The following is a 22065-nucleotide window of genomic DNA, read 5'->3' on the forward strand; positions in this document are numbered from 1 at the left end:
ACGGACCAGGGGTTTTCCGCGCCTAGTCGGCATCCGAACACCCGTCCTTTAGTGCGGTGTTGTCCGCATTTGTCGACGGACGTGTAACAGCGGTTAAAGCGCTCATCGGACGCGGAAGCCTCCGGGTCATGAACCACAACACCCCGCTCTCCCCCCTCTCCCCCCGCCCCCTGCACCACCTCTCCGAGGTCCACCGCCGGGTCATGACGGCCGCCCGCCTCAAGGCCCACGGGGTCTCCGCCGCCGAGACGAACGAGCAGTGCCGGCCCGGCGGCCCCTGGCAGCAGCTCCTGCCCGGCGTGTACCTGCTCCACCCCGGGCCGCCCACCAGCGAGGAGCGGCTGCACGCGGTGCTGATGTACGCCGCCCGGGAGCGGACGGCCGGGGTGCCCGCCCAGCCCAGCGGCGGCGAGGCGCCCGCCGCGCCCGCCTACGCCGAGGCGATGATCACCGGGCTCGCCGCCCTGACCCTGCACGGCTTCTCGGCCACCCCGCCGCTCACCGCGCTGGACACCGTCGACGTCCTGGTGCCGCGGATGCGCCGGCTGCGCTCCACGGGCTGCGCGCGTGTCCTGCGCACGGCCGCCCTGCCCGTCCCGGAGCAGGTGACCGGGCTGCCGGTGGCGCCGGTGCCGCGCGCGCTGGCCGACGCGGTGGCGGAGCTGAAGGACGCCCGCGCGGTCCGCCGGCTGCTCACCGAGGCCGTGCGCGGCGGCCACTGCGAACCGGCGGCCGTCGTACGGGAGCTGACGCAGGCCAAGCTGCTGAACCGCCCGCACGTGGTGGACGCGGTGGACTCCCTGCTCGCCGAGGGCCGGGCCCGCGCGGAGGACCTGCTCTACACGATGGTCCGCGAACACGGCCTGCCGGACCCGGTGTGGAACGTGGACCTGCGGCTGCCCGGCGGCCCCCACCTCGGCGGCCTGGACGCCTTCTGGCCGGAGCACTCGGTGGCGGTCGAACTGGACACCCGCGCGCCCCGCCAGGGCGACGACGACGGTCAGTGGTCCGAGTACGCCCGCAAGCGCGAGACGCTGGAGCGGCTCGGCATCACGGTCGTCCACATCACCCCGAAGAAGCTGCGGCACGCGATGGAGCAGCAGGCCGCGGTGGTCCGCACGGCCCTGATGGCGGCGGTCGACCGCGACCCGGCCGCGTACGTCGTGGTGCTGCCCCGCTAGTGGAGGCGCCCGATTGCTGTCGCCCCGGTGGCCGTCGCCCCGGTGGCCTCGCCGCAGAACTCGGCCTCGACGACCCCCTCGGTGCCGCCCGCCCAGTCGCCGTTGAGGTTGAGGGCGACGGCGTGCCGGCCGTCCCGGGTGACGGCCACGTCGGAGACCGAGCCGTGGATGCCGCCGCCGTGGCCCCAGACCGTGACCCCGCAGGACAGCTCGACGCGCATCAGGCCCAGCCCGTACCGGATGTTCGCGAAGGCGGGCACGGTCGTGGTCATCTCGTTCAGCTGCTCGCGCGGAAGGAGCCGGCCGCGCAGCAGGGCGGTGTAGAAGCGGTCGAGGTCCTTCGAGTCGGAGATCATCTCCCCCGCCGCGTACGCGATCGAGGGGTTGAGCTCGGTGACGTCGTACGTCGGCCCGGTCGCCGTCTCGGCCAGCTTGCCGTAGGCGCGGCTGCTGGGGCGCGGCACGGTCACGCGGGTGCCGGGCACGGAGGTCGCCGTCAGCCGCAGCGGCCGGATGATCCGCCGCTCGACCTCGGTGCCGTACGGGTGCCCGGTGACCTTCTCGATCACGAGGCCGGCGAGCACGTAGTTGGTGTTGGAGTAGCTCCACCCCGCGCCGGGCGCGAACTCCGGCTCGTGCCGCATGGCGACGGCGACCAGGTCCCGGGGCTTCTTCGTGTCGTAGCGGTGCGCGAAGAAGCCGTCCTTCATGAAGTGGTCGCGGACGAAGCCGTCGTCCGTCGTGTAGTCGTGGACGCCGCTGGTGTGGTTGAGGAGCTGCCGCAAAGTGATGCGGCGCCCGTCGTGGCCGTTGCCCCGCACGAGACCCGGCAGCCACTTCTCCACCCTGTCGTCCAGTGACAGCCGCCCCTCGGCTTCCAGTTGGAGCAGCACGGTCGCGACGAACGTCTTCGTGATGCTGCCGACCCGGTACCGGTCGTCGGCCGACCGCGGCTTCCCCGTCCCGATCCGGCCGACGCCCGGCGTCGCGGACCAGGTGCCCCGGCCGTCCCTGGCGGTCACGGTCACGCCCGGCACGCCCGCCTCGACGACGGCCTCGGCGGCAGCGCGCGTGGCGGCGTGCTCGTGCCCGGTCCCGGCCGGGGCCGCCACCGCCGGCGCCACCAGGGCCGCCGACAGTGCCACCGCCGTGGCCGCCACGAGGGCCGTGCGAGTCGTCCGTACGTCCATGTCTCCCCCTTCGTCGCGCTCACGTCGAGCGCGGTCGGGAGGAGGGACCGGGTGCGTGCGGCGGGAGTTGAGCGGGGGCCGGGGGTTGAGCGTGTTTCGGTCGCTCAGTCCTCGGCCGGCTCCTCGTCCGCCGCGTCGTGGTGGACGTGGATGTCGCCGTTGGCGGCGGCGTAGAGGGTGCCGTCGTCCCGTGCCGTGTTGGTCTGGGTGGGCTCGGCGGGCCGGGTGACCTTGACGCGATTGTTGTCCCCGGCGACGACGGGGCCGGACGCGTTGTGCCCGATGTGGATCTCGTTGTGGCTGGGGGGTGTGTTCGACATGGGGGCTCCGGGTTCGGGGGGGGTGGGGGGCTAGGAGGCGCGGGTCAGGGTGAAGGACTGGCAGGTGGTGCATCGCGCCGACCGGTCCACCACGGACACCACCTCCTGGGTGACCTGGGCCGTGTCCCCGTCCTCGTCGAGGGTGATCGTCGTGCGGATCTGGCCCAGGACGAGGTCGCACGGTTCGCGGGCGTATCCCGGGGCCGTGGCGCTGTAGGTGTCGCCGCTGCCGGTGAACTCCGTCAAGGTCGGGTTACCGCAACCGTCCTCGTCGGCCATCGTGTAGGTCCCGAATCCCGCGTCCGTGAACACGTACGTATCCCCGTCGCTGCCGTTCCACGTACCCGCCAGGCCGGTCGGCTCCGGCTCGGGCTCCGGCTCCGGCTCGTCGGTGGTCGCGTCCACGAGATCCGTCGGGGCGGCGAATTCCACGGTCGGCGTGGGGATGCTGACGGCGGGGGTGTCGGACGCGGACTCCGACGAGCTCCGGTTCTGCTGGACGGCGACGGCTCCGATGACGACGGCGGCGATGACCGCGGCGACCTTGAGGGCCACCGCGGCTCCGGCTCCGCCGGCCCCTGCGGACGAGGCGACGGCCCCGCTCGCTTCCCCGATCCCGGTCGGCGGGGTACCCGTCATGGACGACGCCCCCGTTCCCGGGTCGACCGGCATACCGCCTGCGGACGTGCCGGGGTCCGACGGCACCATCGGCGTGTCGGGCGCGGTGGAGCCGGGGTCGGGGGGCATGGAGGCGCCGGTCTCCGGCGTAGGAGCCGGGTCCGGGGACGGTGTGCCGGGAGCGGTGCCGACGGCCGGGTCCTGGAGGGACCCCGCGTCCGGGCCCGACGAGCCGAGATCCGAACCGCCGTCCGCGGGAGAGTCCGTGACTCCCTCCCCCGGCCCCTCGGACGGCCCGCCGTCGGGCGGCCCGCCCCCGGAGGGACCCGCGTCCTGCGGAACGTACTGCTGGGCGTTCGCCGCCGCGTCCGCCGCCTGGGTGTCGCCCAGTTGGTGCCACAGGACGCCCGCCTCCGCGAGGAGGACGCCGGCCAGGACCCGGTTGCCGGTGAGGACGGCACGGATGCCGCGCTCGTGGGTGAAGTAGGCCTCGGCACGGCGGTCCCCCGCCCGCTGGGCCGCCGGCAGCCCCTGGTCGAGCAGCCGTCCCCAGACGCCGAAGCGCAGGGACCGGGCGAGGGCGGGCGAGGCCGCGCGGACGACCCGGACCACGAGGTCCGCCCGCCCCGACTCCTCGGCCAGCTCCGCCAGCACCTCCAGCGCCCGGGCGTGCCCGGCGACCCGGGCCGCCGGGGTCTCCGGGCGGGCGGCCCAGTCGGCGAAGTACGCGCAGAGCCGTTCGAGCGAGTACGGCCGCAGGCCCGGGCGTTCCCGCAGGGCCGCGACGACGCCGTCCGCCACGCGGTACCCCAGCTGCGTCTCCTCGGTCAGCCCGAGTCCGGCGAGGCCCGCGCAGAGCGCGGCGGCGTCCGGCGTCCCGCTGAGGGCGCCGATGTGCTCCGGGTCCAGTTCGGCGTCGCGGAAGGTCCCCAGCAGGTGCAGGGCGCGCAGCGACGGCTCGTCGAGCCGGTCGAACAGCGGGTGGAGGAGTTCCCGCACCGCTCCGGGCCGGGGCAGTCCCGCCGCGCCCGTGGGGTCCAGCCGGGCGACGGCGGCCGCGCGCAGGAGCAGCAGCGGGGTGCCGGAGGCGGCCTCCCACAGGGCGGCGACGACGTCCGGGTCGCCGGGACGGCCGAGTTCGCGGGCCAGCAGCGCGGCGGCGGCGTCCCGGGTGAGGCCCTCGACGCGGTGCGCCCTGCCGTCGGCGCCCTGCAGCGTGCCCTCGCGCCCGGCGAAGACGAAGAGCGCGTCCGGGGCCGCGTCCATGACGGTGCGCAGCTGGTCGGCGGTGTAGTCGGCGTTGTCGATGTAGACGGTCGCCTCGACGCCCTCCATCAGCTGGGGCAGTTCGGCCCGGGAGGGGGCGTAGCCGCCGGTGCTGTGGCACGCCTCGAAGATGTCCTGGGCCAGGTCCTCGGGTTCGCGGCGCGCGGCGTCGAGGAACACCACCCCGTCGCCGCCGGCGTCCAGGGTGCGGGCCGCGTGCCGCAGCAGCGCGGACTTGCCGACGCCGGGCGGCCCCCACAGCTGGACGGAGTCGCCGCCGCGCAGCGCGGCCGCGATCGCGGCGAGGTCGGCGTCCCGGCCGAGGGGCGTGCCCTGCCGGCGTGGGAGGAGCCGGATGCGGTCGCGGCGTCTGGGGCGGGGCCGCCGGCCGTCCATGAGGACGGTCACCGTGGAGCCGTGCTGTGCGTCGACGACCACGTTGTAGTTCCCGGCGATCACCGGTCCCGTGGCGTCCCCGTCGATGTCGACGCGGTTCCCGGCCTGTGTCTCGTCGTCGCCCGTGCCGGCCATGCCCACCCCGTGGTCTCGTGATCGTGTCCCGTCCGTGCGGGCGTCACGCTAACCAGCGCGGCCTATGGACTCACCGTCCAATTACGGTTTTGCGGAGGGCCCCTCCATCTTCACCACGTGCCGCACACATGCGGATTCAACTCACCTGTCTCAGCGGCGAGTTGTTTACTCGTCCGGGTAGGCGAAGGCGATCAGACGTGCGAAGGAGTCGACCCGGATCGAACGGTAGCCCGTGCTGAGGACGCCGTCGTGCCGGAGCCGGCGCAGCGCCTTCTGCGCGCTCGGCTCGGACGCGCCGGCCAGCGTGGCGAGTTCGGGCTGGGTGAGGGGAAAGCGCAGCACGACGCTGTCGCCGTCCCGTTCCCCGTACGTCACGGCGAGGTGGTGCAGGACCCGGGCCAGCCGGGTGGCCGCGTCGCAGCCGACGAAGTTGACGCGATGCGTGTTGGCGGCGCGCAGCTTGGCCACCACGGACTGGTTGACGGCGTGCGCGATGGCGGGCCGCTCCCGCATGCAGCGCAGGAAGTCCGCCCGTGAGACGGTCCGTGTGCGCACGGGCCCGCACGTGGTCACCGTGGCCGAGCGGGGTCCGCCGTCCAGCGCCGCGAGTTCGCCGAGCAGGTCGCCGCGCATGCGCACGGCCAGCAGGGCGGCCCGGTCGTCGTCGGCGTGCCCGGTGACCTTGACCAGGCCGTCGAGCAGGATCAGCACATGGTCGGTGCGCTCCGCCTCCCGCATGAGCACCCGGTCGGCGGGGTGCGTCACCGGCACTCCCAGGCCGAGCAGATGGGCGCGGTCGGCGGGGCCGAGCCGGCCCACCGGGCTGGTCGCCGGCCAGTCTCCGTCGCCGGGCCGCCGGTGCCCCTGCTCCCCGTGGCGCGCGCCTCTGCTCCCCATGGCCCACCTCTCCCCGTCCCGGCCGCCTCGACCGGTCCAGTGTGCTGCGGCGGGCCCGGCCGTGTGGGCCGTCCGCCCCCGGTACGCACACGGTCCCCACCGAACCCTGTATTCCTACGCGTTGTCGGCGCGGCCCAGCGGGCACAGTGGTGCGGGGGAGCCGCGGCGCGGAGCCCTCATCGCGTTCCGCGCCGTGCCGCCCCACCGTCGTACGCGAGGAAAGGCCGTATGGAGACACCGTGGGAGTACCGGGCCGTCCTGGCCGTCGACATCGAGAAGTCGTCCGGCCGGGGGAACACGGCGCTGATGGAGAACCGCCGGACGCTGCGGCGGTTGCTGGAGACGGCGTTCGAACGCGGTGGTGTCGACTGGCAGGCGTGCGCCCGGCACGATCTGGGCGACGGACTGCGGGTGACGGCACCCGCCGGTACCCGCAAGGCCGCTCTGGTGCATCCGCTCGTGGACGAGCTGGCGGGCCTGCTGCGCGCCCACAACGCCGAGGACCGGGACGCGGCGACGCGGTTGCGGGTCCGGATGGCGCTGCACGCCGGGGAGGTCGGGCTCACGGCGGACGGCGACGTCGTCGGAGCGCCGCTGGAGACGCTGGCCCGGCTGCTCGACGCCCCACCGCTGCGCGCCGCGCTGGAGCGGGCCCCGCGGACCGTGCCGGTCGCGCTGCTGATGTCCCGGCACTTCTACGACGACACCGTCCGGCACGGCTACGAGGGCATCGATCCGGACACCTTCCACGAGGTGGGCTTCACGGTGAAGGAGCTCACCGCGGACGCCTGGCTGCACACGCCGGGGTGGACGCCCCCGCGGAAGCCGGGGAGGACGGGCCGGGGGAAGAGCGGCCGGAAGGCCCGCGACCGCGACCGTGCCGTGCCGGGTCCCACCACCATGAACAACAGGGCGTCGGGCAACGGCGTCGTCAACGCCGCGCAGAACGGCGACCTGCACGTCCGTATCACCCGGCACGCGTGAAGGAGACGCCGTGGGCGACGAGTTGACCCTGCTGGCCCAGGCCGGTGCCGCCGCGCTGGTCACGGCGATGGCCACCGACACCTGGCAGGAGACCCGGGACGCCGTCGCCGGGCTGTTCCGCCGGGGCCGCCGTGCCGCGGTGGCCACCCGGCTCGACGGCGGCGCGGAGCTGGTGCGCGACGCCCCCGCCCCCGACGAGACGCGCCGGGCACTGTACGGCTACTGGGCGCAGGAACTGGCGGCGCTGCTGCGGCAGGACCCGTCGTGCCGCGCCGCCCTCGTCCGCCTCGTCGGGGACGCCCCGGCCGACGGACCCGGGGAGCGCTCGTGGCGGCAGACGAACACCGCCCGGGACCGGGGCGCCGTGTACGCCGTCCAGCACGGGGACCTGCACGTCGGGCGGCCAGTGGAGCGGCCTTCCGAGGACTGACGACGGGGGTTCTGGGGGCGGCCGGCGGGCCCGGCGGAGACGTGCCGGGGCCCCTCGCGCGGCTTGCCCCCTTTAACCGCTGATCACCCGCAAAGTCATAGGGGGTTTTCCCCATCAGTCCATTTCGATTCGGTCAACTCTTCCCTATCGCCCTTCCCTTGCATAAGGCTGTGCGATCGTCCGGGATCACATTCCGGGCGCCCGATGCTCCTTTACCTCCAAGGGATGCCGATGATCAACAGCCCCCAGCGCGAACCGAAGCCGGGCGCGAGACGCGCGGTGCGCATAGCCGTGGCCGCCGGCCTGGTCGCCGCGCTCTCCGCGGCAGGGCCGATACCCCTCGCCGTCGCGGCCGACACCGCTCCCGCGACGGCGGACCCCAGTGTGAAGTCCGCGCACGACAAGCTCGGTTCGGACGACGCCGACCGCCTGGCCGAGGCCAAGGCGAACGGCGAGAAGTACGTCACCATGATGGTCGCGACCGCGCCCGGCCAGACCGAGAAGGTCGCCGAGCAGCTGGACGCGGTCGGCTCGGTGGGCCAGAGCTACGACAAGCTCGGCTACGTCCGCGCGACGGTCCCCACCCGCAAGGCCGACGCGGCGATCGCCGCCGCGACGAAGCTCTCCTCCGTGCACGGCATCGACCTGCGCCAGGAGATCCCGCTGGACGACCCGGCCGTCTCGACGAAGAAGTCGACGGCCTCGGCGGCCAAGTACCCCGGCCCCGGCAAGAAGACCCCCGCGGAGAACCCGTACAACCCGTCCTTCGAGACGGGCGCCGTCGACTTCGTGAAGAAGAACCCGAAGGCGGACGGCCGCGGCATCACCATCGGCATCCTGGACTCCGGCATCGACCTGGGTCACCCCGCGCTGCAGAAGACCACCACCGGCGAGCGCAAGATCGTCGACTGGGTCACCGCGACCGACCCGATCGTCGACGGCGACCGCACCTGGCGCCCGATGACGACCTCGGTCTCCGGGCCCTCCTTCACCTACGGCGGCAAGACCTGGAAGGCGCCCGCCGGTTCGTACCAGGTGAGCACCTTCGCGGAGTCGTACACCGTCGGCGGCGACGCCGCGGGCGACGCCAACCGCGACGGCGACACGACCGACACGTGGGGCGTCCTGTACGACCCCGCGAAGGGCACGGTCCGCGTCGACCTCAACAACAACGGCGACTTCGGTGACGACACCCCGATGAAGCCGTACAAGGACGGCTACCAGATCGGGTACTTCGGCACCGACAACCCGTCCACGGACGTGGTGGAGCGCCAGCCGTTCGTCGTGCAGATCCGCAAGGACGTGCCGATGGACCCGTACGGCGGCGACTGGGTCGGCAAGAAGGTCGACTTCGTCAACATCGGCGTCATCGAGTCGGAGCACGGCACGCACGTCGCCGGCATCACCGCCGCGAACGGCCTGTTCGGCGGCAAGATGAACGGCGCGGCGCCCGGCGCCAAGCTGGTCGCCTCGCGCGCCTGCACCTGGTCCGGCGGCTGCACCAACGTGGCGCTGACCGAGGGCATGATCGACCTCGTCGTCAACCGCGGCGTGGACATCGTCAACATGTCCATCGGCGGCCTCCCGGCGCTGAACGACGGCAACAACGCGCGCGCCGAGCTCTACACGCGCCTCATCGACACCTACGGCGTGCAGCTGGTGATCTCCGCGGGCAACTCCGGCCCCGGCGCGAACACCATCGGCGACCCGGGCCTGGCCGACAAGGTCATCTCGGTCGGCGCGACCATCTCCAAGGACACCTGGGCCGCCAACTACGGCTCCGAGGTGAAGACCAAGTACCAGATGATGCCCTTCTCCTCGCGCGGTCCGCGTGAGGACGGCGGCTTCACCCCGACGCTCTCCGCCCCGGGTGCCGCGATCAACACCACGCAGACCTGGCTGCCCGGCGGCCCGGTCGCCGAGGCGGGCTACGCGCTGCCGGCCGGCTACTCGATGCTGCAGGGCACCTCGATGGCGTCCCCGCAGGCCGCCGGCGCCTCGGCGCTGCTGCTGAGCGCCGCCAAGCAGAACGGCATCGCCCTCACCCCGGCGAAGCTGCGCACCGCGCTGACCTCGACCGCCGACCACATCAAGGGTGTGCAGGCGTACGAGGAGGGTGCCGGCCTCATCAACATCGTGGACGCCTGGAAGTCCATCAAGAAGGGCGCCACCGCCCACGAGTACACGGTCAAGGCGCCGGTCGACACCGCGATCGACGAGTTCCTGAAGACGCCGGGCTACGGCACCGGCATCTACGACCGTGAGGGCGGCCTCAAGGCGGGCCAGAAGAAGACGTACGACGTCACCCTCACCCGTACGTCCGGTGAGGACAAGGCGATCCGGCACGAGCTGCACCTGGAGAACAACGCCGGGGGCACCTTCAGGATCGTCGGTTCGGACGAGGTCCGTCTCGGCCTGAACAAGCCGGTCACCGTCAAGATCGAGGCGAAGCCGTCCTCGGCCGGCATCAAGAGCGCGATCCTCGAGGTCGACGACCCGCGCACCGAGGGCACCGACAAGCTGGTCCTCAACACGGTCGTGGTCTCGGCGCCGCTGAAGTACACCCAGGCGGTGTCCGGTTCGGTCCAGCGCAACAGCACCGCGTCCTACTTCGTGACCGTGCCCGAGGGCGCCAAGTCGCTGGAGGTCGCGATCGGCGGGCTGAAGGACAAGAGCCAGACCCGGTTCATCGCCATCCACCCCTACGGCGTCCCGTCGGACAACACGGGCACCCCGTACTGCTACAACAACTACCTCGACGGCAACGGCTGCAAGCCGGACGTGCGCGCGTACGCCGACCCGCAGCCCGGCGTCTGGGAGATCGAGGTCGAGGCGCGCCGCACCTCGCCGCTGCTCGACAACCCGTACAAGCTGGACGTCACCGTGCTCGGCGCGGCGTTCGACCCGGCGACCGTGACCATCCCCGAGGCGAAGGTCGGCACGCCGGCCACCGCCTCCTGGAAGGTGACGAACAAGTACGCCGCGATCGACGGCAAGCTGGCCGGCGGTCCGCTCGGCTCCTCGAAGTCGGCGCGTCCGTCGATCACCGAGGGCGACACGCAGACCACCACGGTCGAGGTGCCCGCGGGCGCCGCGTCGCTGGACGTCTCCATCGGCAACGTGTCCGACACGGCCGCCGACCTCGACCTGGCCGTCTACGACGCGTCCGGCACCAAGGTCGCCAGCTCCGCGGACGGCGACTCCGAGGAGGCCGTCTCCATCCCGAAGCCGGCCGCCGGCACGTACACCATCGAGGTGGACGGCTACTCGGTGCCGAGCGGCACGACGGCGTACGACTACCTGGACGTGTTCTTCTCCGCCTCCCTCGGCACCGTCACGGTGGACGGGTCGGCGCCGGTGAAGCTCGCCACGGGTGCCTCGGTCGACGTCGACGCCACGGTCACCGCGGCCGCGGAGGCGCCGGCCGGCCGTGAGTTCTTCGGCCAGGTGCGGCTGCTGAACGCGCGCGGCACCGCCGCGGGCGTGGCCAGCGTGAAGATCGAGAAGGTCACTCCGTAACCACGGGGCAGGGCCATCCGGGGCGGGCGTCCACCAGGGCGCCCGCCCCTTCGTCATCCGCAGACCAGCCCGCGGGCCTCGGGCAGCGCGGCGGTGATCCCCGCCCGCTCCGGGGCGATGTCCCGCTCGCCGACGGCCCAGAAGTCCGGCTGCCGGGCGTCGCGCGGGACGCCGACGAGCACCGGGTCGCCGGCGCGGAGGCCGGGGACGACGCTGTCGTCCACCACGAACACCTGCTCGGGGTCGGGCTCCTTTCCCGGCGCGTCCCCGTCCGGGTGGTAGGTGCGGGTCAGGCGCAGGGTGATCCGCACCGTGCTCGTCCCGGGGAGCCGTTCGACGGCCGTGGCCTCGCCCTCGGCGACCAGCCGGGAGCAGGCCAGGTAGCGGGGGCTGCCGAAGGCCGGGGCGGCGGCCGCGTCGGACTGCTTCTCCGCCGCCGAGCCGGCGTCCGCGCTCGCGCTGTCGCCCTCGCCCGCCCCGCCGGCGATCAGCCAGCCCAGGCCGGCCATCACCGAGGCGGCGGCGGTCACCGCCAGCCCGCCGAGAGCCAGGGTGAACGCCCGGCGCCGGGGCCGGGCGGGTGCGCGCACGGGCCGTACGGGGGCGGGGGCGGGGGCGGGAGCCGGGGCCACAGGGGGCGGTTCGGCGAGGGCGCGGCCGATGACGCCGAGCTGTTCGCGCAGCACCGCCAGGTCGGCTTCGGCGGCCCGGTGCTCGGCCAGGAAGGCGGCGTCCTCGCGGGCGCCGGGCGGCAGCGGGTCGCCGGTGATCGCGGTCATCAGGGCGTCGACCCCGTCGTGTTCGGCGGACACGTCACACCACCTCGTCCTCGTGCAGGCGGGCCCGCAGCGCGCGTACCGCCGTGTGCAGCCTGCTCTTGACCGTGCCCTCGGGGATGCCGAGCTCCTCGGCGATCCCGCGCACCGGCAGATCGGCGAAGAAGCGCAGGACCACCACCTGGCGCAGGATGTCGGGCAGCTCGTCCAGGCCGCGCGCGACGGCGAGGGAGAGCAGGCTGGTCTCCTCGCCGGAGGGGTGCGCCACCGGCTGGCGCAGCGCGGCGAGCCGCTCGCCGAGGCGTTCCTGCCGCTTGCGGGCCCGGTGCCAGTCCATCGCCAGGTTGGAGGCGACGACCGCCGCCCACGCGGACACGTCACGCGGCGCCTCGTGGCCGCCGGCGGCCCGCTCCAGCAGCCGCAGGCGGACCTGCTGCACCCCGTCCGGCAGGTCCGCCTGCGGCACCCCGCCCAGTGCGAGCACCGCCCGCACCCGGCGTTCCTGGGCCGCGTCCAGCGGGTCGTCCAGGACGTCCGTGTCCCGGACGGCACCGCCCCCCTGGCCGCGGCGGGCCTTTCTGCGCAGCACAGCCACCCCTCCCCTCGCCGTGTTGTGCCTATGACGCCGGAGGGCACGGAAACGTTCGGCGCGGTCCCCCGTTTTCCCGGCACCGAACAGAGGCGTACGTCACACCTTCGCGTAGCGGTGGGGGCGGTGGGCAGGCGAGCTTGCGGCGCGGGGCCGCCTCCGGGCCGGTTCTTCCAGCTCAGCACGGGTGTGAGCGGAACAACTGGAGCCGGGCGGCGGTCCCGCGGCGTCCCATGTCGTGGGCATCCTGGGCAAAGAATTGGACAGGTCGCCCGAGGTCGGACGCATGATGGAAAGGCCTCGGCCATGCAGCAGAGACAGACAAGCCACTCAGAAGGAGTCGCCGTGAGGGTCGGAATCGTCGGAGCCACCGGTCAGGTCGGCACGGTCATGCGCAGCATCCTCAAGGAGCGCGACTTCCCGGTCACCGAGCTGCGCCTGTTCGCCTCGGCCCGTTCGGCGGGGACGGTCCTGGACGGCGTGACGGTGGAGGACGCGGCGACGGCCGACTACTCCGGCCTGGACATCGTCCTGTTCTCGGCGGGCGGCGCGACCTCGAAGGCGCTGGCCCCGAAGGTCGCCTCCCAGGGCGCCGTGGTGATCGACAACTCCTCCGCGTGGCGCCGCGACCCCGAGGTCCCGCTGGTCGTCTCCGAGGTGAACCCGCACGCCATCGCGGACCGCCCCAAGGGCATCATCGCCAACCCGAACTGCACCACGATGGCCGCGATGCCGGTGCTGCGGCCGCTGCACGCCGAGGCGGGCCTTCAGGCCCTGGTGGTCGCCACCTACCAGGCGGTGTCCGGTTCGGGTCTCGCCGGCGTGGACGAGCTGTTCGAGCAGGTCAAGAAGGTCGGCGACGACGCGCCGAAGCTGACCCACGACGGCTCGGCGGCGGAGTTCCCCGCCCCGAACAAGTACGTGGCGCCGATCGCGTACAACGTGCTGCCGATGGCCGGTTCGATCGTGGACGACGGCCTGCACGAGACCGACGAGGAGCAGAAGCTCCGCCACGAGTCCCGCAAGATCCTGGAGATCCCCGAGCTGAAGGTCTCCGGCACCTGTGTGCGCGTCCCGGTCTTCTCCGGCCACTCCCTCCAGGTCAACGCCCGCTTCGCCCGCCCGATCAGCGTGGAGCGCGCCAAGGAGCTGCTGGCGGGCGCGCCCGGCGTGGCCCTCACCGACGTCCCGACCCCGCTGCAGGCGGCCGGCCAGGACCCGTCGTACGTCGGCCGGATCCGGCAGGACGAGACGGTCGAGCACGGTCTCGCCCTGTTCCTGTCCAACGACAACCTGCGCAAGGGCGCCGCGCTGAACGCGGTGCAGATCGCTGAGCTGGTCGCGGCCGAGCTGAAGGCCTGACGGCCACGCCGGCACGGAAAGGGGCGCCCACCGGTCGCGGTGGGCGCCCCTTCGCCATGGGCGGGAGCGGTTACCGCTGCTCGGCCGCCGCGTCCGCGGCCTGGGCCTTCAGCGCCCGCTCCACCCCGGAGCGGGACTCCGAGACCAGCCGGCGCAGGGCCGCGTTGGGCTGGGCCTCCGCCAGCCACGCGTCGGTCCTGCGCAGGGTCTCCTCGGAGACCTGGAGCGCCGGGTACAGGCCGACGGCGATCTGCTGGGCGATCTCGTGCGAGCGGGAGTCCCAGATGTCCTTGACGACCTCGAAGTACCGCTCCGTGTACGGGGCGAGCAGCTCGCGCTGGTCGGTCTGGACGAAGCCGCCGATGACCGCCTCCTGGACGGCGTTCGGGAGCTTGTCGGACTCGATGACGGACGCCCACGCCTCGGCCTTGGCCTCGGCGCTCGGGCGGGCGGCGCGGGCGGTCGCCGCGTGGCGCTCACCGGCGGCCGTGCGGTCCCGCTCGTACTCGGCGGCGATCTCCGGCTCGTCGTAGCGGCCCACGGCGGCCAGGCGCTCCACGAACGCCCAGCGCAGCTCCGTGTCGACGGTCAGGCCCTCGATCGTCTGGGAGCCGTCCAGCAGGGCCTCCAGCAGGTCCAGCTGCTCGGGGGTGCGGGCGGTGGCCGCGAACGCGCGCGCCCACGCCAGCTGGTGGTCGCTGCCCGGCTCGGCCGCGCGCAGATGGGCCAGCGTGGCGTCCGTCCAGCGGTTGAGCAGCGCCTCGCGGGCGGCCGGGGCGGCGTACAGGTCGATGGCCAGCTTCACCTGGCGCTGCAGCGACTGCACGACACCGATGTCGGACTCCTTGCCGATGCCCGACAGGACGAGGGAGAGGTAGTCGCGGGTGGCGAGTTCGCCGTCGCGGGTCATGTCCCAGGACGACGCCCAGAGCAGGGCGCGCGCGAGCGAGGAGTCGAAGTCGCCGAGGTGCTCGGTGACGAAGGCGAGGGACCGCTCGTCCAGGCGGACCTTGGCGTACGACAGGTCGTCGTCGTTGAGCAGGACGACCTGCGGGCGGGGCGTGCCGGTGAGCTGCGGCACGGCGGTCAGCTCGCCGTCGACGTCCAGTTCGAGGCGCTCGGCGCGGCGGAGCTTCCCGGACGCCTCGTCGAGGTTGTAGAGGCCGACCGCGATGCGGTGCGGGCGCAGGGTGGGCTCGCCCTTGGCGCCGGCGGGCAGCGCCGGGGCCTCCTGGCGGATGGCGAAGGAGGTGATCGTGCCGTTGTCGTCGGTCTCGATCTCGGGGCGCAGGACGTTGATGCCGGCCGTCTCCAGCCATGCCTTCGACCAGGTCTTCAGGTCGCGGCCGGAGGTCTCCTCCAGGGCGCCGAGCAGGTCGGACAGGCGGGTGTTGCCGAAGGCGTGCCGCTTGAAGTACGCCTGCACGCCCCGGAAGAACTCGTCCTGGCCGACGTAGGAGACGAGCTGCTTGAGGACGGAGGCGCCCTTGGCGTAGGTGATGCCGTCGAAGTTGACGAGGACGTCGTCCAGGTCGCGGATCTCGGCCATGATCGGGTGCGTGGAGGGCAGCTGGTCCTGCCGGTACGCCCAGGTCTTCATCTGGTTGGCGAACGTCGTCCACGCGTGCGGCCAGCGGGTGCCGGGGGCGTGCGCCTGGCAGGCGATGGAGGTGTAGGTGGCGAACGACTCGTTCAGCCAGAGGTCGTTCCACCACTCCATGGTGACGAGGTCGCCGAACCACATGTGAGCCAGCTCGTGCAGGATCGTCTCGGCGCGGCCCAGGTACGCCGCGTCGGTCACCTTGGAGCGGAAGACGTACTGGTCGCGGATGGTCACCGCGCCCGCGTTCTCCATGGCGCCCGCGTTGAACTCCGGGACGAAGAGCTGGTCGTACTTCTCGAAGGGGTAGGCGTAGTCGAACTTCTCCTGGAACCAGTCGAAGCCCTGCCGGGTGACCTCGAAGATGGCGTCCGAGTCGAGGTACTCCGCGAGGGAGGGGCGGCAGTAGATGCCGAGCGGCACGGACTGGCCGTCCTTCTCGTACACGCTGTGCACGGAGTGGTACGGGCCGGCGATGAGCGCGGTGATGTACGTCGAGATCCGGGGCGTCGGCGCGAACGTCCAGACGTTGTCCCGCGGTTCGGGCGTCGGCGAGTTGGAGATGACCGTCCAGCCCTCGGGCGCCTTCACGGTGAACTGGAAGGTGGCCTTCAGGTCCGGCTGCTCGAACGACGCGAACACGCGCCGGGCGTCGGGCACCTCGAACTGGGTGTACAGGTAGGCCTGCTGGTCGACGGGGTCGACGAAGCGGTGCAGGCCCTCGCCGGTGTTGGTGTACGCGCAGTCCGCGACGACGCGCAGGACGTTGCGTCCCTGGAGCAGGCCCGGCAGGGTGATGCGGGAGTCCTGGAAGACCTGGCCGGGGTCGAGCCGGTCTCCGTTCAGGGTCACCTCGTGGACGGTCGGTGCCACGAGGTCGATGAAGGAGTCGGCGCCGTTCTCCGCGACATCGAAACGCACCGTCGTGACGGACCGGTACGTGCCCCCCTCCTGCGCGCCGGAGAGGTCGAGATCGATCTCGTACGAGTCAACGGTGAGCAGCTTCGCCCGCTGCTGTGCCTCTTCGCGGGTCAGGTTTGTGCCAGGCACGCGGTCATCTCCTCGATATGTGTGGGTTCGGCCATCCTTCCATGGGACCTGGCCGGAACGCGATGTCCGCCGGCCGCCGGTGGGCGGGGTCCGCGCACGCCAGGCTGGGCCCATGACGACCTTCCTCATCCATGCCATCGGTCCGGCGGTCCTGAAGGAACTGCGCTCCATCGACGACGCCGGACGCGGGACGGTTCCCGGGCCGGACGACGAGGGCGGCGCGCCCCTGCGCTGCTGCCTGCGCCGCAGCGAGCCCGGCGAGCGCGTCGCCCTCGTCTCGTACGCCCCGCTGCGCCGCTGGGCGGCCGGCGCGGGCGTCGATCCGGGCCCCTACGACGAGCAGGGACCGGTGTTCGTGCACGCCGGGGAGTGCGGCGGCCCCGCCTCCGGCGTGCTCCCCTTCGACCAGGCGCACCGGGTCGTGCGCCGCTACGCGGCGGACGGGCGGATCCTCGGCGGCGAGCTGGTGGAGCCGGGCGCCTTCGAGGCGGCGTTCGCGCGGGCCTTCGCCGATCCGGCGGTGGAGTTCGTCCATGTGCGGGCCGTGGAGTACGGCTGCTTCCTGTACGAGGTCCGCAGGCACTCCGCGGGGGCCGAGCGGGCCGACTTGTAAGTCAACACTTGTTGGCCCATGCATGTTGGCCTACGGTTGTTGGTATGAACGAGAGCACGCCCCGGACCCCCCGCCGCTCCGACGCGACCCGTACCGCGATCCTCGAGGCGGCCCGCGAGCGCTTCGCCGCCGACGGCTACGACCGCGCGACCATCCGCGCCATCGCCCGCGACGCGAACATCGACCCCTCGATGGTGATGCGCTACTACGGCAACAAGGAGGGCCTGTTCGCGGCGGCCGTGGCGATCGACCTGGAGCTGCCGGACCCGGCGTCCGTCAGCCGCGACACGGCCGGACAGGCGCTGGTGACCCACTTCCTCGCGATGTGGGAGAAGAACGAGGTGCTCACGGCCCTGCTGCGGGTCGGCGCGACCAACGAGGCCGGGGCCGAGCGGATGCAGGGCATCTTCGCGGGCCAGCTGCTGCCGCTGGCCCGGCGGGTCTGCCCCGACCCCGAGCAGGCCCCGGCGCGGGCCGCGCTGGCGTCCTCACAGCTGCTCGGCCTCGCGCTCACCCGCTATGTGCTGCGCTTCCCGCCGGCGGTGGCCCTGTCCCCCGAGGAGATCGTGGCCTGGCTGGCGCCGACGGTGCAGCGGTACCTGACCGCCCCGCACCCGGCGTAGCGGCGGTACCCGGGGCCCGACGCACGAGGGCGCCGGCCCCGGCCGGCGCACGCCCATGCGTACCCGGAGCGGGACCGGCGCCCTCGGCAAGCGCGCGGCGGACTCGGAAGAGCTCGCGTCAGGCCGTCGCGTCGGCCTTGGTGGTGATGTTGGAGCTGGTCGGGTCCTTCTTCTTGTGCGACTTGTCCAGCACCATGACCAGGCCCGTGATGACCGCGAAGATCACGATCGGGGCGATCACGTACAGGGAGAGCGTCTCGATGACGCTCAGGCCCTGACCGGGGTCGTCGCCGTCGTCGCGCGTGAGCGCGAGGGCGGGGGACGACATCAGCAGCATCATCAGCGTCGTACCGGAGGCCAGGGCGCCGGCGCGCAGGGCGTTCTTCTTGTCCACGGGCCCAAAAGTACCGAACGCCGCCGGGGCGCGCGCGTCCGGGGGTGCCGTCACGGGCCTCCGGCGCCGGCCGGGGGGCCGGTCCGGGCCGTGTCCTCGCGGAGCACCTCCAGCAGCGCGCGGACCCGCGGCGAGGCCGTCAGCTCCTCCAGGGTGACCGGCCGGCCGGCCGCGTCGGCGATCGGCAGGCGCCAGTTGGGGTACTCGTCCCAGGTCCCCGGCAGGTTCTGCGGGCGGCGGTCGCCCACGCCGTCCGGCAGCCAGACGCCGACCATCCGGGCCGGGGTGCGCAGCAGGAACCGGTGCACGGCCCGGATGCCGGCCTCCTCACCGACTGCGCCACTCCGCCCGTCCTCGCCGTCCTGGTCGTCCGTCAGCCCGAGCCGGGACAGCAGCTCCAGCCACTCGGCGGCATCGGCCGCCGCCTCCGCGCGCTCCTGCGCCAGCGGGCGGGTCGACAGGCCGAGCCGGTCGCGCAGTTCGACGTGTTCGCCGGTGAGGCGGGCCGCGGTGGGCGGCAGGTCGTGGGTGGTGGCGGTGGCCAGGCAGTCGGCGCGCCAGGACTCGGGCGGCAGCGGGCGGCCGTCGCCCTCCCAGTCCCGCTCGAACCACAGCACGGAGGTGCCGAGCACCCCGCGCGCCCGCAGCCGCTCCCGGACGCCGGGCTCCACGGTGCCGAGGTCCTCGCCGATCACGACGGCTCCGGCGCGGGACGCCTCCAGCACCAGCACGGCGAGCATGGCCTCGGCGTCGTAGCGGACGTACGTGCCCTCGGTCGGCGGCTCCCCCTCGGGCACCCACCAGAGCCGGAACAGCCCCATGACGTGGTCGATGCGCAGGGCGCCCGCGTGCCCGAACAGACCGCGCAGCAGCGTCCGGTAGGGCTCGTAGCCGGACGCGGCCAGCCGGTCCGGGCGCCAGGGCGGCAGCCCCCAGTCCTGGCCGCGCGCGTTGAAGGCGTCCGGGGGCGCGCCGACCGACATCCCGGCCGCGAAGTACTCCTGCTGGGCCCAGGCGTCCGCGCCGTCCGGATGCACCCCGACGGCCAGGTCGTGGACGATCCCGACGGGCATCCCCGCCTCCCGCGCGGTCCGCTGGGCGGCGGTCAGCTGGGTGTCGGTGAGCCAGGCGAGCCGGCGGTGGAAGTCGACGCGGGCGGCCAGTTCACTCCGGGCGCGGGCGGTCTCGGCGGACCGGGGGTCCCGCAGCCCGGCCGGCCAGCGCCGCCAGCGCGGGCCGTGGACCTCGGCCAGCGCGCACCAGGTGGCGTGGTCCTCCAGCGCCCGTCCCTCGCGGGCGAGGAAGGCGGCGTACGCGTCCTGCCGGACGGGGTCGAGCGGCACCTGGAGGACCAGTTCGAGCGCCGCGCGCTTGGTCTCCCAGACGGCGTCCCGGTCGATCAGCGCGCCCTTCTCCAGCACCCCTTCGCGCAGGCGGGCGGCCCGTTCCAGCAGGGCGGCCACCCGGTCGCGGTCCGCGACCCGGGCGAACTCGGGGACGTCCTCGACCCGCAGATGCACCGGGTCGGGGAAGCGCCGGGAGGAGGGCCGGTACGGGGACGGGTCGGTGGGCGGTCCCGGTACGGCCGCGTGCAGCGGGTTGACCTGGACGAAGCCGGCGCCGAGCGAGCCTCCGGCCCAGTCGGCGAGGGCGGCCAGGTCGCCGAGGTCGCCCATGCCCCAGGAGCGGCGGGACAGCAGGGAGTAGAGCTGGACGAGGAGTCCGTAGGACCGTCCGGGGGGTGCGGGCAGCCGGGGCGGGGCGACGACGAGGTGGCTGCGGGCGGTGCGGCCGTCGGGCGCGGCCGCGGTCAGCCGGTGCACACCGGGTGGGAGCCGGGCGGTGCCCTCGTGGGTCTCGCCCTGTTCGGTGGTGACGGTGAGCCGGGTGCCGGGCGGCAGCGCGTCGAGGGCGCGCGGCGCGGTGCCGCTCCAGCAGACCACCGTCGGGGGCAGCAGGCGCTCGCGCAGGGCGCGTTCGCGGGCGTCGAGGGCCGCGGCGACGGCGGCCGGGGTGCTGGTGTCGACGCCGAGGGCGGTCAGCGCGCGGGTGAGGGCGGTGGCGGAGGCCGTGACCGTACGGTCGGGGGCCGGCCGGTAGGAGGGGGCGACGCCGTGCAGGTCGGCGAGCCGGGACAGATCGTCGGAGGGCGGGTCCTGAAGCTGTCCGGACCCTTCGGCAGGGATGTCGGCCGACCGCGTCTGTGTCATCTACGGCCTCGGGGCGCTCATGTCCATGTCCATACCGGTGTCCCTACCCGGATCCACGTCCATGTCCCAGTAGGCGGCTTCACTCGTCAGGGGGACGGCGTCGGCGAGGGGCGGCTCGCTGGTGAGGGGTTCGGCGTCGGGGAGCGGTGGTTCGCTGGTGAGGGGGGTGGCGGCGCAGGCGCCCTCGGCGCTGAAGACACAGGCGTGCGTGTCGGGCGCGAAGGGCGCCTCAGGTTTGGACAGGGCCGGTGCGGTGGGCACGGGGCCTCCTGGGGTCTCGGTACGACGGCGGGATAGGGCAGCCCTACCCAGCGGGCGCGAGGGCAGACGTCTTCTCCAGGACAACGTGGCCTGGGTCACATCTCATTCCGTCGCCCGTTCGCGAACCGGCGGCGCCGGGGCCGTCGATAGACGGGGTGTGAGACTGTTCCGCCCCATGGGGGGCCACCGGGAGAAGGACGAGGGGGACGGGGCCCTCCTGCGGGCCGTCGCGGCCGGCGATCCGGCGGCGATGGCCACCCTGTACGACCGGCACGCGGGCTGGCTGCACGCCCGGCTCACCCGGCGCTGCGCGGACCCCGAGGTGGTGCGCGAGGTCCTCCAGGACACCTTCGTCACCGTGTGGCGGTCCGCCGGGGCGCACCGCGGCGAGGAGGCGGGCGGCTGGCTGTGGACGATCGCGGCCCGCCGCCTGGTCGACACGCGCCGGGCGCAGCAGCGGGCCGGACGGCTGGAGACCACGCCGATCGACGCGACCCCGGCCGGCGCCGGACCGGCCCCGTCCGCGCCCTCCGCGGAGGAGAGGGTGCTGACGGGGCTGGAGTACGGCGACGTCGGCACCGCCCTGACCCGGATCTCCCCGGAGCTGCGGGACGTGGTGCGCGCCACGGTGGTGGACGGGCTGACCACCCGTGAGACGGCCCGGCTGCTCGGCATCCCCGAGGGCACCGTCAAGTCCCGGTCGACCCGCGCCCGCGCCGAACTGCGGGCCGCGCTCGCCCAGTTGGCCCCGTCCCCGATGGGAGGCCCGGCATGACCGGCCGGCACGCACCCGACCACCTGATCGCGGGCTACGCCGACGGCTCCCTGCCCGACGCCGACGCCTGGCCCCTGGAGAAGCACCTGGAGTCCTGCGCCTCCTGCGCGGGCCGGGTGTCGCGGGCGGTGCGGGCCACGGCGGCGGGACCGGTCCTGGCGGACCTCAGGCAGGCGGTACTGGCCGCGGCACCACGGGCTCCACTGGTCGAGCCCCGGCCGCTGCGCGCCCCCCGTCTCCTGTGGGCCGTCGCCCCCGCCGTACGCGGCGCCTGGCTGCCCGCCGTCCTGCTCGTGGCACTCGGCGCGGTGCTGCTCGCGCACGTCGCCGGCTTCTCGGCGGCCCGCCCCCTGCTGCTGGCCGTCGCGCCGGTCGTCCCGGTCGCCGGGGTGGCCCTGTCGTACGGCCGCCACGCCGACCCGCTGCACGAGCTGGCCGCGTCCACCCCGTCGGCGGGGCTGCGGCTGGCGCTGGTGCGCACCGCGGTGGTCCTCGCGGTGAGCCTGCCGCTGCTGACCCTCGCCGGGGTCGTCGTGCCGTCGTCGGGGGCGCCGGGCGCCGCCGCCTGGCTGCTGCCCGGGCTCACGCTGACGCTGGCCGCGCTGGCCCTGGGCGGCTGGCTGGGGCTGCGCGCGGCGACGGCGGTGACCGGCGGCGGCTGGCTGTGCGCCGTCCTCGCCCCGGTGCTGGCGGCCCCCGACGGCGCGGTGTCCCGGCATCTGTCGGAGCGGCTCTCCCTGTACGTCGGCGGCGCCGCCGCGCAGGGCGGCTGGGCGGTGGCGGCGGCGCTGTGCGCGGCCCTGCTGGCGGCCCGGCGCACGGCGTACGACCGCCTCGAACGGCACTGACCCCACTCCTCAAGGCTTTGGAGCTCCC

Annotated in this window: 19 protein-coding genes; 9 read left to right on the forward strand and 10 right to left on the reverse strand. The window is 73.9% G+C overall.

Annotated elements, in window-relative coordinates; genetic code table 11:
* Window positions 1-128: 128 nt before the first annotated feature.
* Entirely contained in the window at window positions 129-1181 is a 1053-nt protein-coding gene (locus F8R89_RS12400; protein WP_151784029.1) for a hypothetical protein, read from the forward strand.
* Here the strand turns inward: F8R89_RS12400 and F8R89_RS12405 are convergent.
* The 4 genes from F8R89_RS12405 to F8R89_RS12420 all read right to left on the reverse strand — a co-directional run bounded on the left by F8R89_RS12405 (window position 1178) and on the right by F8R89_RS12420 (window position 6003).
* Window positions 1178-2371 carry a serine hydrolase domain-containing protein gene (locus F8R89_RS12405; RefSeq protein ID WP_192806107.1) on the reverse strand — a complete coding sequence of 398 codons (1194 nt, stop codon included), beginning with the start codon at window positions 2369-2371 and terminating at the stop codon, window positions 1178-1180. The genes F8R89_RS12400 and F8R89_RS12405 overlap by 4 nt on opposite strands.
* Before the next feature lie 104 nt (window positions 2372-2475).
* Window positions 2476-2691: a hypothetical protein gene (locus F8R89_RS12410; RefSeq protein ID WP_151784030.1), complete on the reverse strand. Its 216-nt coding sequence runs from the start codon at window positions 2689-2691 to the stop codon at window positions 2476-2478.
* A gap of 30 nt (window positions 2692-2721) precedes the next feature.
* Window positions 2722-5106, reverse strand: coding sequence for an ATP-binding protein (locus F8R89_RS12415; protein ID WP_151784031.1), 2385 nt, complete (start codon window positions 5104-5106; stop codon window positions 2722-2724).
* 165 nt (window positions 5107-5271) lie between these two features.
* Window positions 5272-6003 (reverse strand): Crp/Fnr family transcriptional regulator, encoded by a 732-nt coding sequence (locus F8R89_RS12420; RefSeq protein ID WP_151784032.1) that lies wholly within the window; start codon window positions 6001-6003, stop codon window positions 5272-5274.
* 228 nt (window positions 6004-6231) lie between these two features.
* Here F8R89_RS12420 and F8R89_RS12425 point away from each other — a divergent pair, with 228 nt between their 5' ends.
* From F8R89_RS12425 to F8R89_RS12435, 3 genes are all read left to right on the forward strand, one after another.
* On the forward strand, window positions 6232-6987 hold the full coding sequence (locus F8R89_RS12425) for a hypothetical protein (RefSeq protein ID WP_151784033.1): 756 nt from the start codon (window positions 6232-6234) through the stop codon (window positions 6985-6987).
* A 10-nt stretch (window positions 6988-6997) separates the two neighbouring features.
* Entirely contained in the window at window positions 6998-7417 is a 420-nt protein-coding gene (locus tag F8R89_RS12430) for a hypothetical protein (RefSeq protein WP_151784034.1), read from the forward strand.
* A 231-nt stretch (window positions 7418-7648) separates the two neighbouring features.
* Complete coding sequence (locus F8R89_RS12435; protein ID WP_151784035.1) at window positions 7649-10936, forward strand: S8 family serine peptidase; 3288 nt, start codon at window positions 7649-7651, stop codon at window positions 10934-10936.
* A gap of 53 nt (window positions 10937-10989) precedes the next feature.
* Here F8R89_RS12435 and F8R89_RS12440 read toward each other — a convergent pair whose 3' ends face one another.
* Window positions 10990-11748 (reverse strand): hypothetical protein, encoded by a 759-nt coding sequence (locus tag F8R89_RS12440; protein ID WP_151784036.1) that lies wholly within the window; start codon window positions 11746-11748, stop codon window positions 10990-10992.
* A gap of 1 nt (window position 11749) precedes the next feature.
* The gene (locus F8R89_RS12445; RefSeq protein ID WP_383652308.1) at window positions 11750-12307 is read right to left on the reverse strand and encodes an RNA polymerase sigma factor; all 558 of its coding nucleotides are present in this window, start codon (window positions 12305-12307) and stop codon (window positions 11750-11752) included.
* A 339-nt stretch (window positions 12308-12646) separates the two neighbouring features.
* Here F8R89_RS12445 and F8R89_RS12450 point away from each other — a divergent pair, with 339 nt between their 5' ends.
* Window positions 12647-13663: an aspartate-semialdehyde dehydrogenase gene (locus F8R89_RS12450; protein ID WP_151784038.1), complete on the forward strand. Its 1017-nt coding sequence runs from the start codon at window positions 12647-12649 to the stop codon at window positions 13661-13663.
* A gap of 70 nt (window positions 13664-13733) precedes the next feature.
* Here the strand turns inward: F8R89_RS12450 and pepN are convergent, their stop codons facing one another.
* On the reverse strand, window positions 13734-16313 hold the full coding sequence (gene pepN, locus F8R89_RS12455) for an aminopeptidase N (RefSeq protein ID WP_151784039.1): 2580 nt from the start codon (window positions 16311-16313) through the stop codon (window positions 13734-13736).
* 112 nt (window positions 16314-16425) lie between these two features.
* On the opposite strand from pepN, the gene F8R89_RS12460 reads away from it, so the two are divergent.
* Window positions 16426-16926, forward strand: a complete 501-nt coding sequence (locus F8R89_RS12460) for a DUF1203 domain-containing protein (RefSeq protein ID WP_151784040.1) — start codon at window positions 16426-16428, stop codon at window positions 16924-16926.
* 44 nt (window positions 16927-16970) lie between these two features.
* On the forward strand, window positions 16971-17549 hold the full coding sequence (locus F8R89_RS12465) for a TetR family transcriptional regulator (RefSeq protein WP_151784041.1): 579 nt from the start codon (window positions 16971-16973) through the stop codon (window positions 17547-17549).
* A 118-nt stretch (window positions 17550-17667) separates the two neighbouring features.
* On the opposite strand, the gene F8R89_RS12470 is transcribed toward F8R89_RS12465, so the two are convergent.
* The 3 genes from F8R89_RS12470 to F8R89_RS12480 are packed head-to-tail and all read right to left on the reverse strand — an operon-like array spanning window position 17668 to window position 20414.
* Complete coding sequence (locus F8R89_RS12470) at window positions 17668-17943, reverse strand: hypothetical protein (RefSeq protein WP_151784042.1); 276 nt, start codon at window positions 17941-17943, stop codon at window positions 17668-17670.
* Window positions 17944-17993: 50 nt separating this feature from the next.
* Complete coding sequence (gene malQ, locus F8R89_RS12475; RefSeq protein WP_151784043.1) at window positions 17994-20153, reverse strand: 4-alpha-glucanotransferase; 2160 nt, start codon at window positions 20151-20153, stop codon at window positions 17994-17996.
* Entirely contained in the window at window positions 20154-20414 is a 261-nt protein-coding gene (locus F8R89_RS12480; protein ID WP_151784044.1) for a hypothetical protein, read from the reverse strand. It lies immediately after the preceding gene.
* A 175-nt stretch (window positions 20415-20589) separates the two neighbouring features.
* Here F8R89_RS12480 and F8R89_RS12485 point away from each other — a divergent pair, with 175 nt between their 5' ends.
* Together F8R89_RS12485 and F8R89_RS12490 are read left to right on the forward strand one after the other, a co-directional pair.
* Complete coding sequence (locus F8R89_RS12485) at window positions 20590-21189, forward strand: RNA polymerase sigma factor (protein WP_151788094.1); 600 nt, start codon at window positions 20590-20592, stop codon at window positions 21187-21189.
* Entirely contained in the window at window positions 21186-22037 is an 852-nt protein-coding gene (locus F8R89_RS12490; RefSeq protein WP_151784045.1) for a zf-HC2 domain-containing protein, read from the forward strand. The genes F8R89_RS12485 and F8R89_RS12490 overlap by 4 nt, the downstream gene beginning before the upstream one ends.
* Window positions 22038-22065 lie beyond the last annotated feature (28 nt).

Origin of the sequence: Streptomyces sp. SS1-1 (assembly GCF_008973465.1) — a bacterium.
Lineage (GTDB): Bacteria > Actinomycetota > Actinomycetes > Streptomycetales > Streptomycetaceae > Streptomyces.

What these genes read in the sequence shown, in the direction of transcription:
- F8R89_RS12400 (WP_151784029.1), top strand. Translation starts at nt 129, where the DNA reads ATGAACCACAACACCCCGCTCTCCCCCCTCTCCCCCCGCCCCCTGCAC.
- F8R89_RS12405 (WP_192806107.1), bottom strand. Translation starts at nt 2,371, where the DNA reads ATGGACGTACGGACGACTCGCACGGCCCTCGTGGCGGCCACGGCGGTG.
- F8R89_RS12410 (WP_151784030.1), bottom strand. Translation starts at nt 2,691, where the DNA reads ATGTCGAACACACCCCCCAGCCACAACGAGATCCACATCGGGCACAAC.
- F8R89_RS12415 (WP_151784031.1), bottom strand. Translation starts at nt 5,106, where the DNA reads ATGGCCGGCACGGGCGACGACGAGACACAGGCCGGGAACCGCGTCGAC.
- F8R89_RS12420 (WP_151784032.1), bottom strand. Translation starts at nt 6,003, where the DNA reads ATGGGGAGCAGAGGCGCGCGCCACGGGGAGCAGGGGCACCGGCGGCCC.
- F8R89_RS12425 (WP_151784033.1), top strand. Translation starts at nt 6,232, where the DNA reads ATGGAGACACCGTGGGAGTACCGGGCCGTCCTGGCCGTCGACATCGAG.
- F8R89_RS12435 (WP_151784035.1), top strand. Translation starts at nt 7,649, where the DNA reads ATGATCAACAGCCCCCAGCGCGAACCGAAGCCGGGCGCGAGACGCGCG.
- F8R89_RS12460 (WP_151784040.1), top strand. Translation starts at nt 16,426, where the DNA reads ATGACGACCTTCCTCATCCATGCCATCGGTCCGGCGGTCCTGAAGGAA.
- F8R89_RS12465 (WP_151784041.1), top strand. Translation starts at nt 16,971, where the DNA reads ATGAACGAGAGCACGCCCCGGACCCCCCGCCGCTCCGACGCGACCCGT.
- malQ (WP_151784043.1), bottom strand. Translation starts at nt 20,153, where the DNA reads ATGACACAGACGCGGTCGGCCGACATCCCTGCCGAAGGGTCCGGACAG.
- F8R89_RS12485 (WP_151788094.1), top strand. Translation starts at nt 20,590, where the DNA reads ATGGGGGGCCACCGGGAGAAGGACGAGGGGGACGGGGCCCTCCTGCGG.
- F8R89_RS12490 (WP_151784045.1), top strand. Translation starts at nt 21,186, where the DNA reads ATGACCGGCCGGCACGCACCCGACCACCTGATCGCGGGCTACGCCGAC.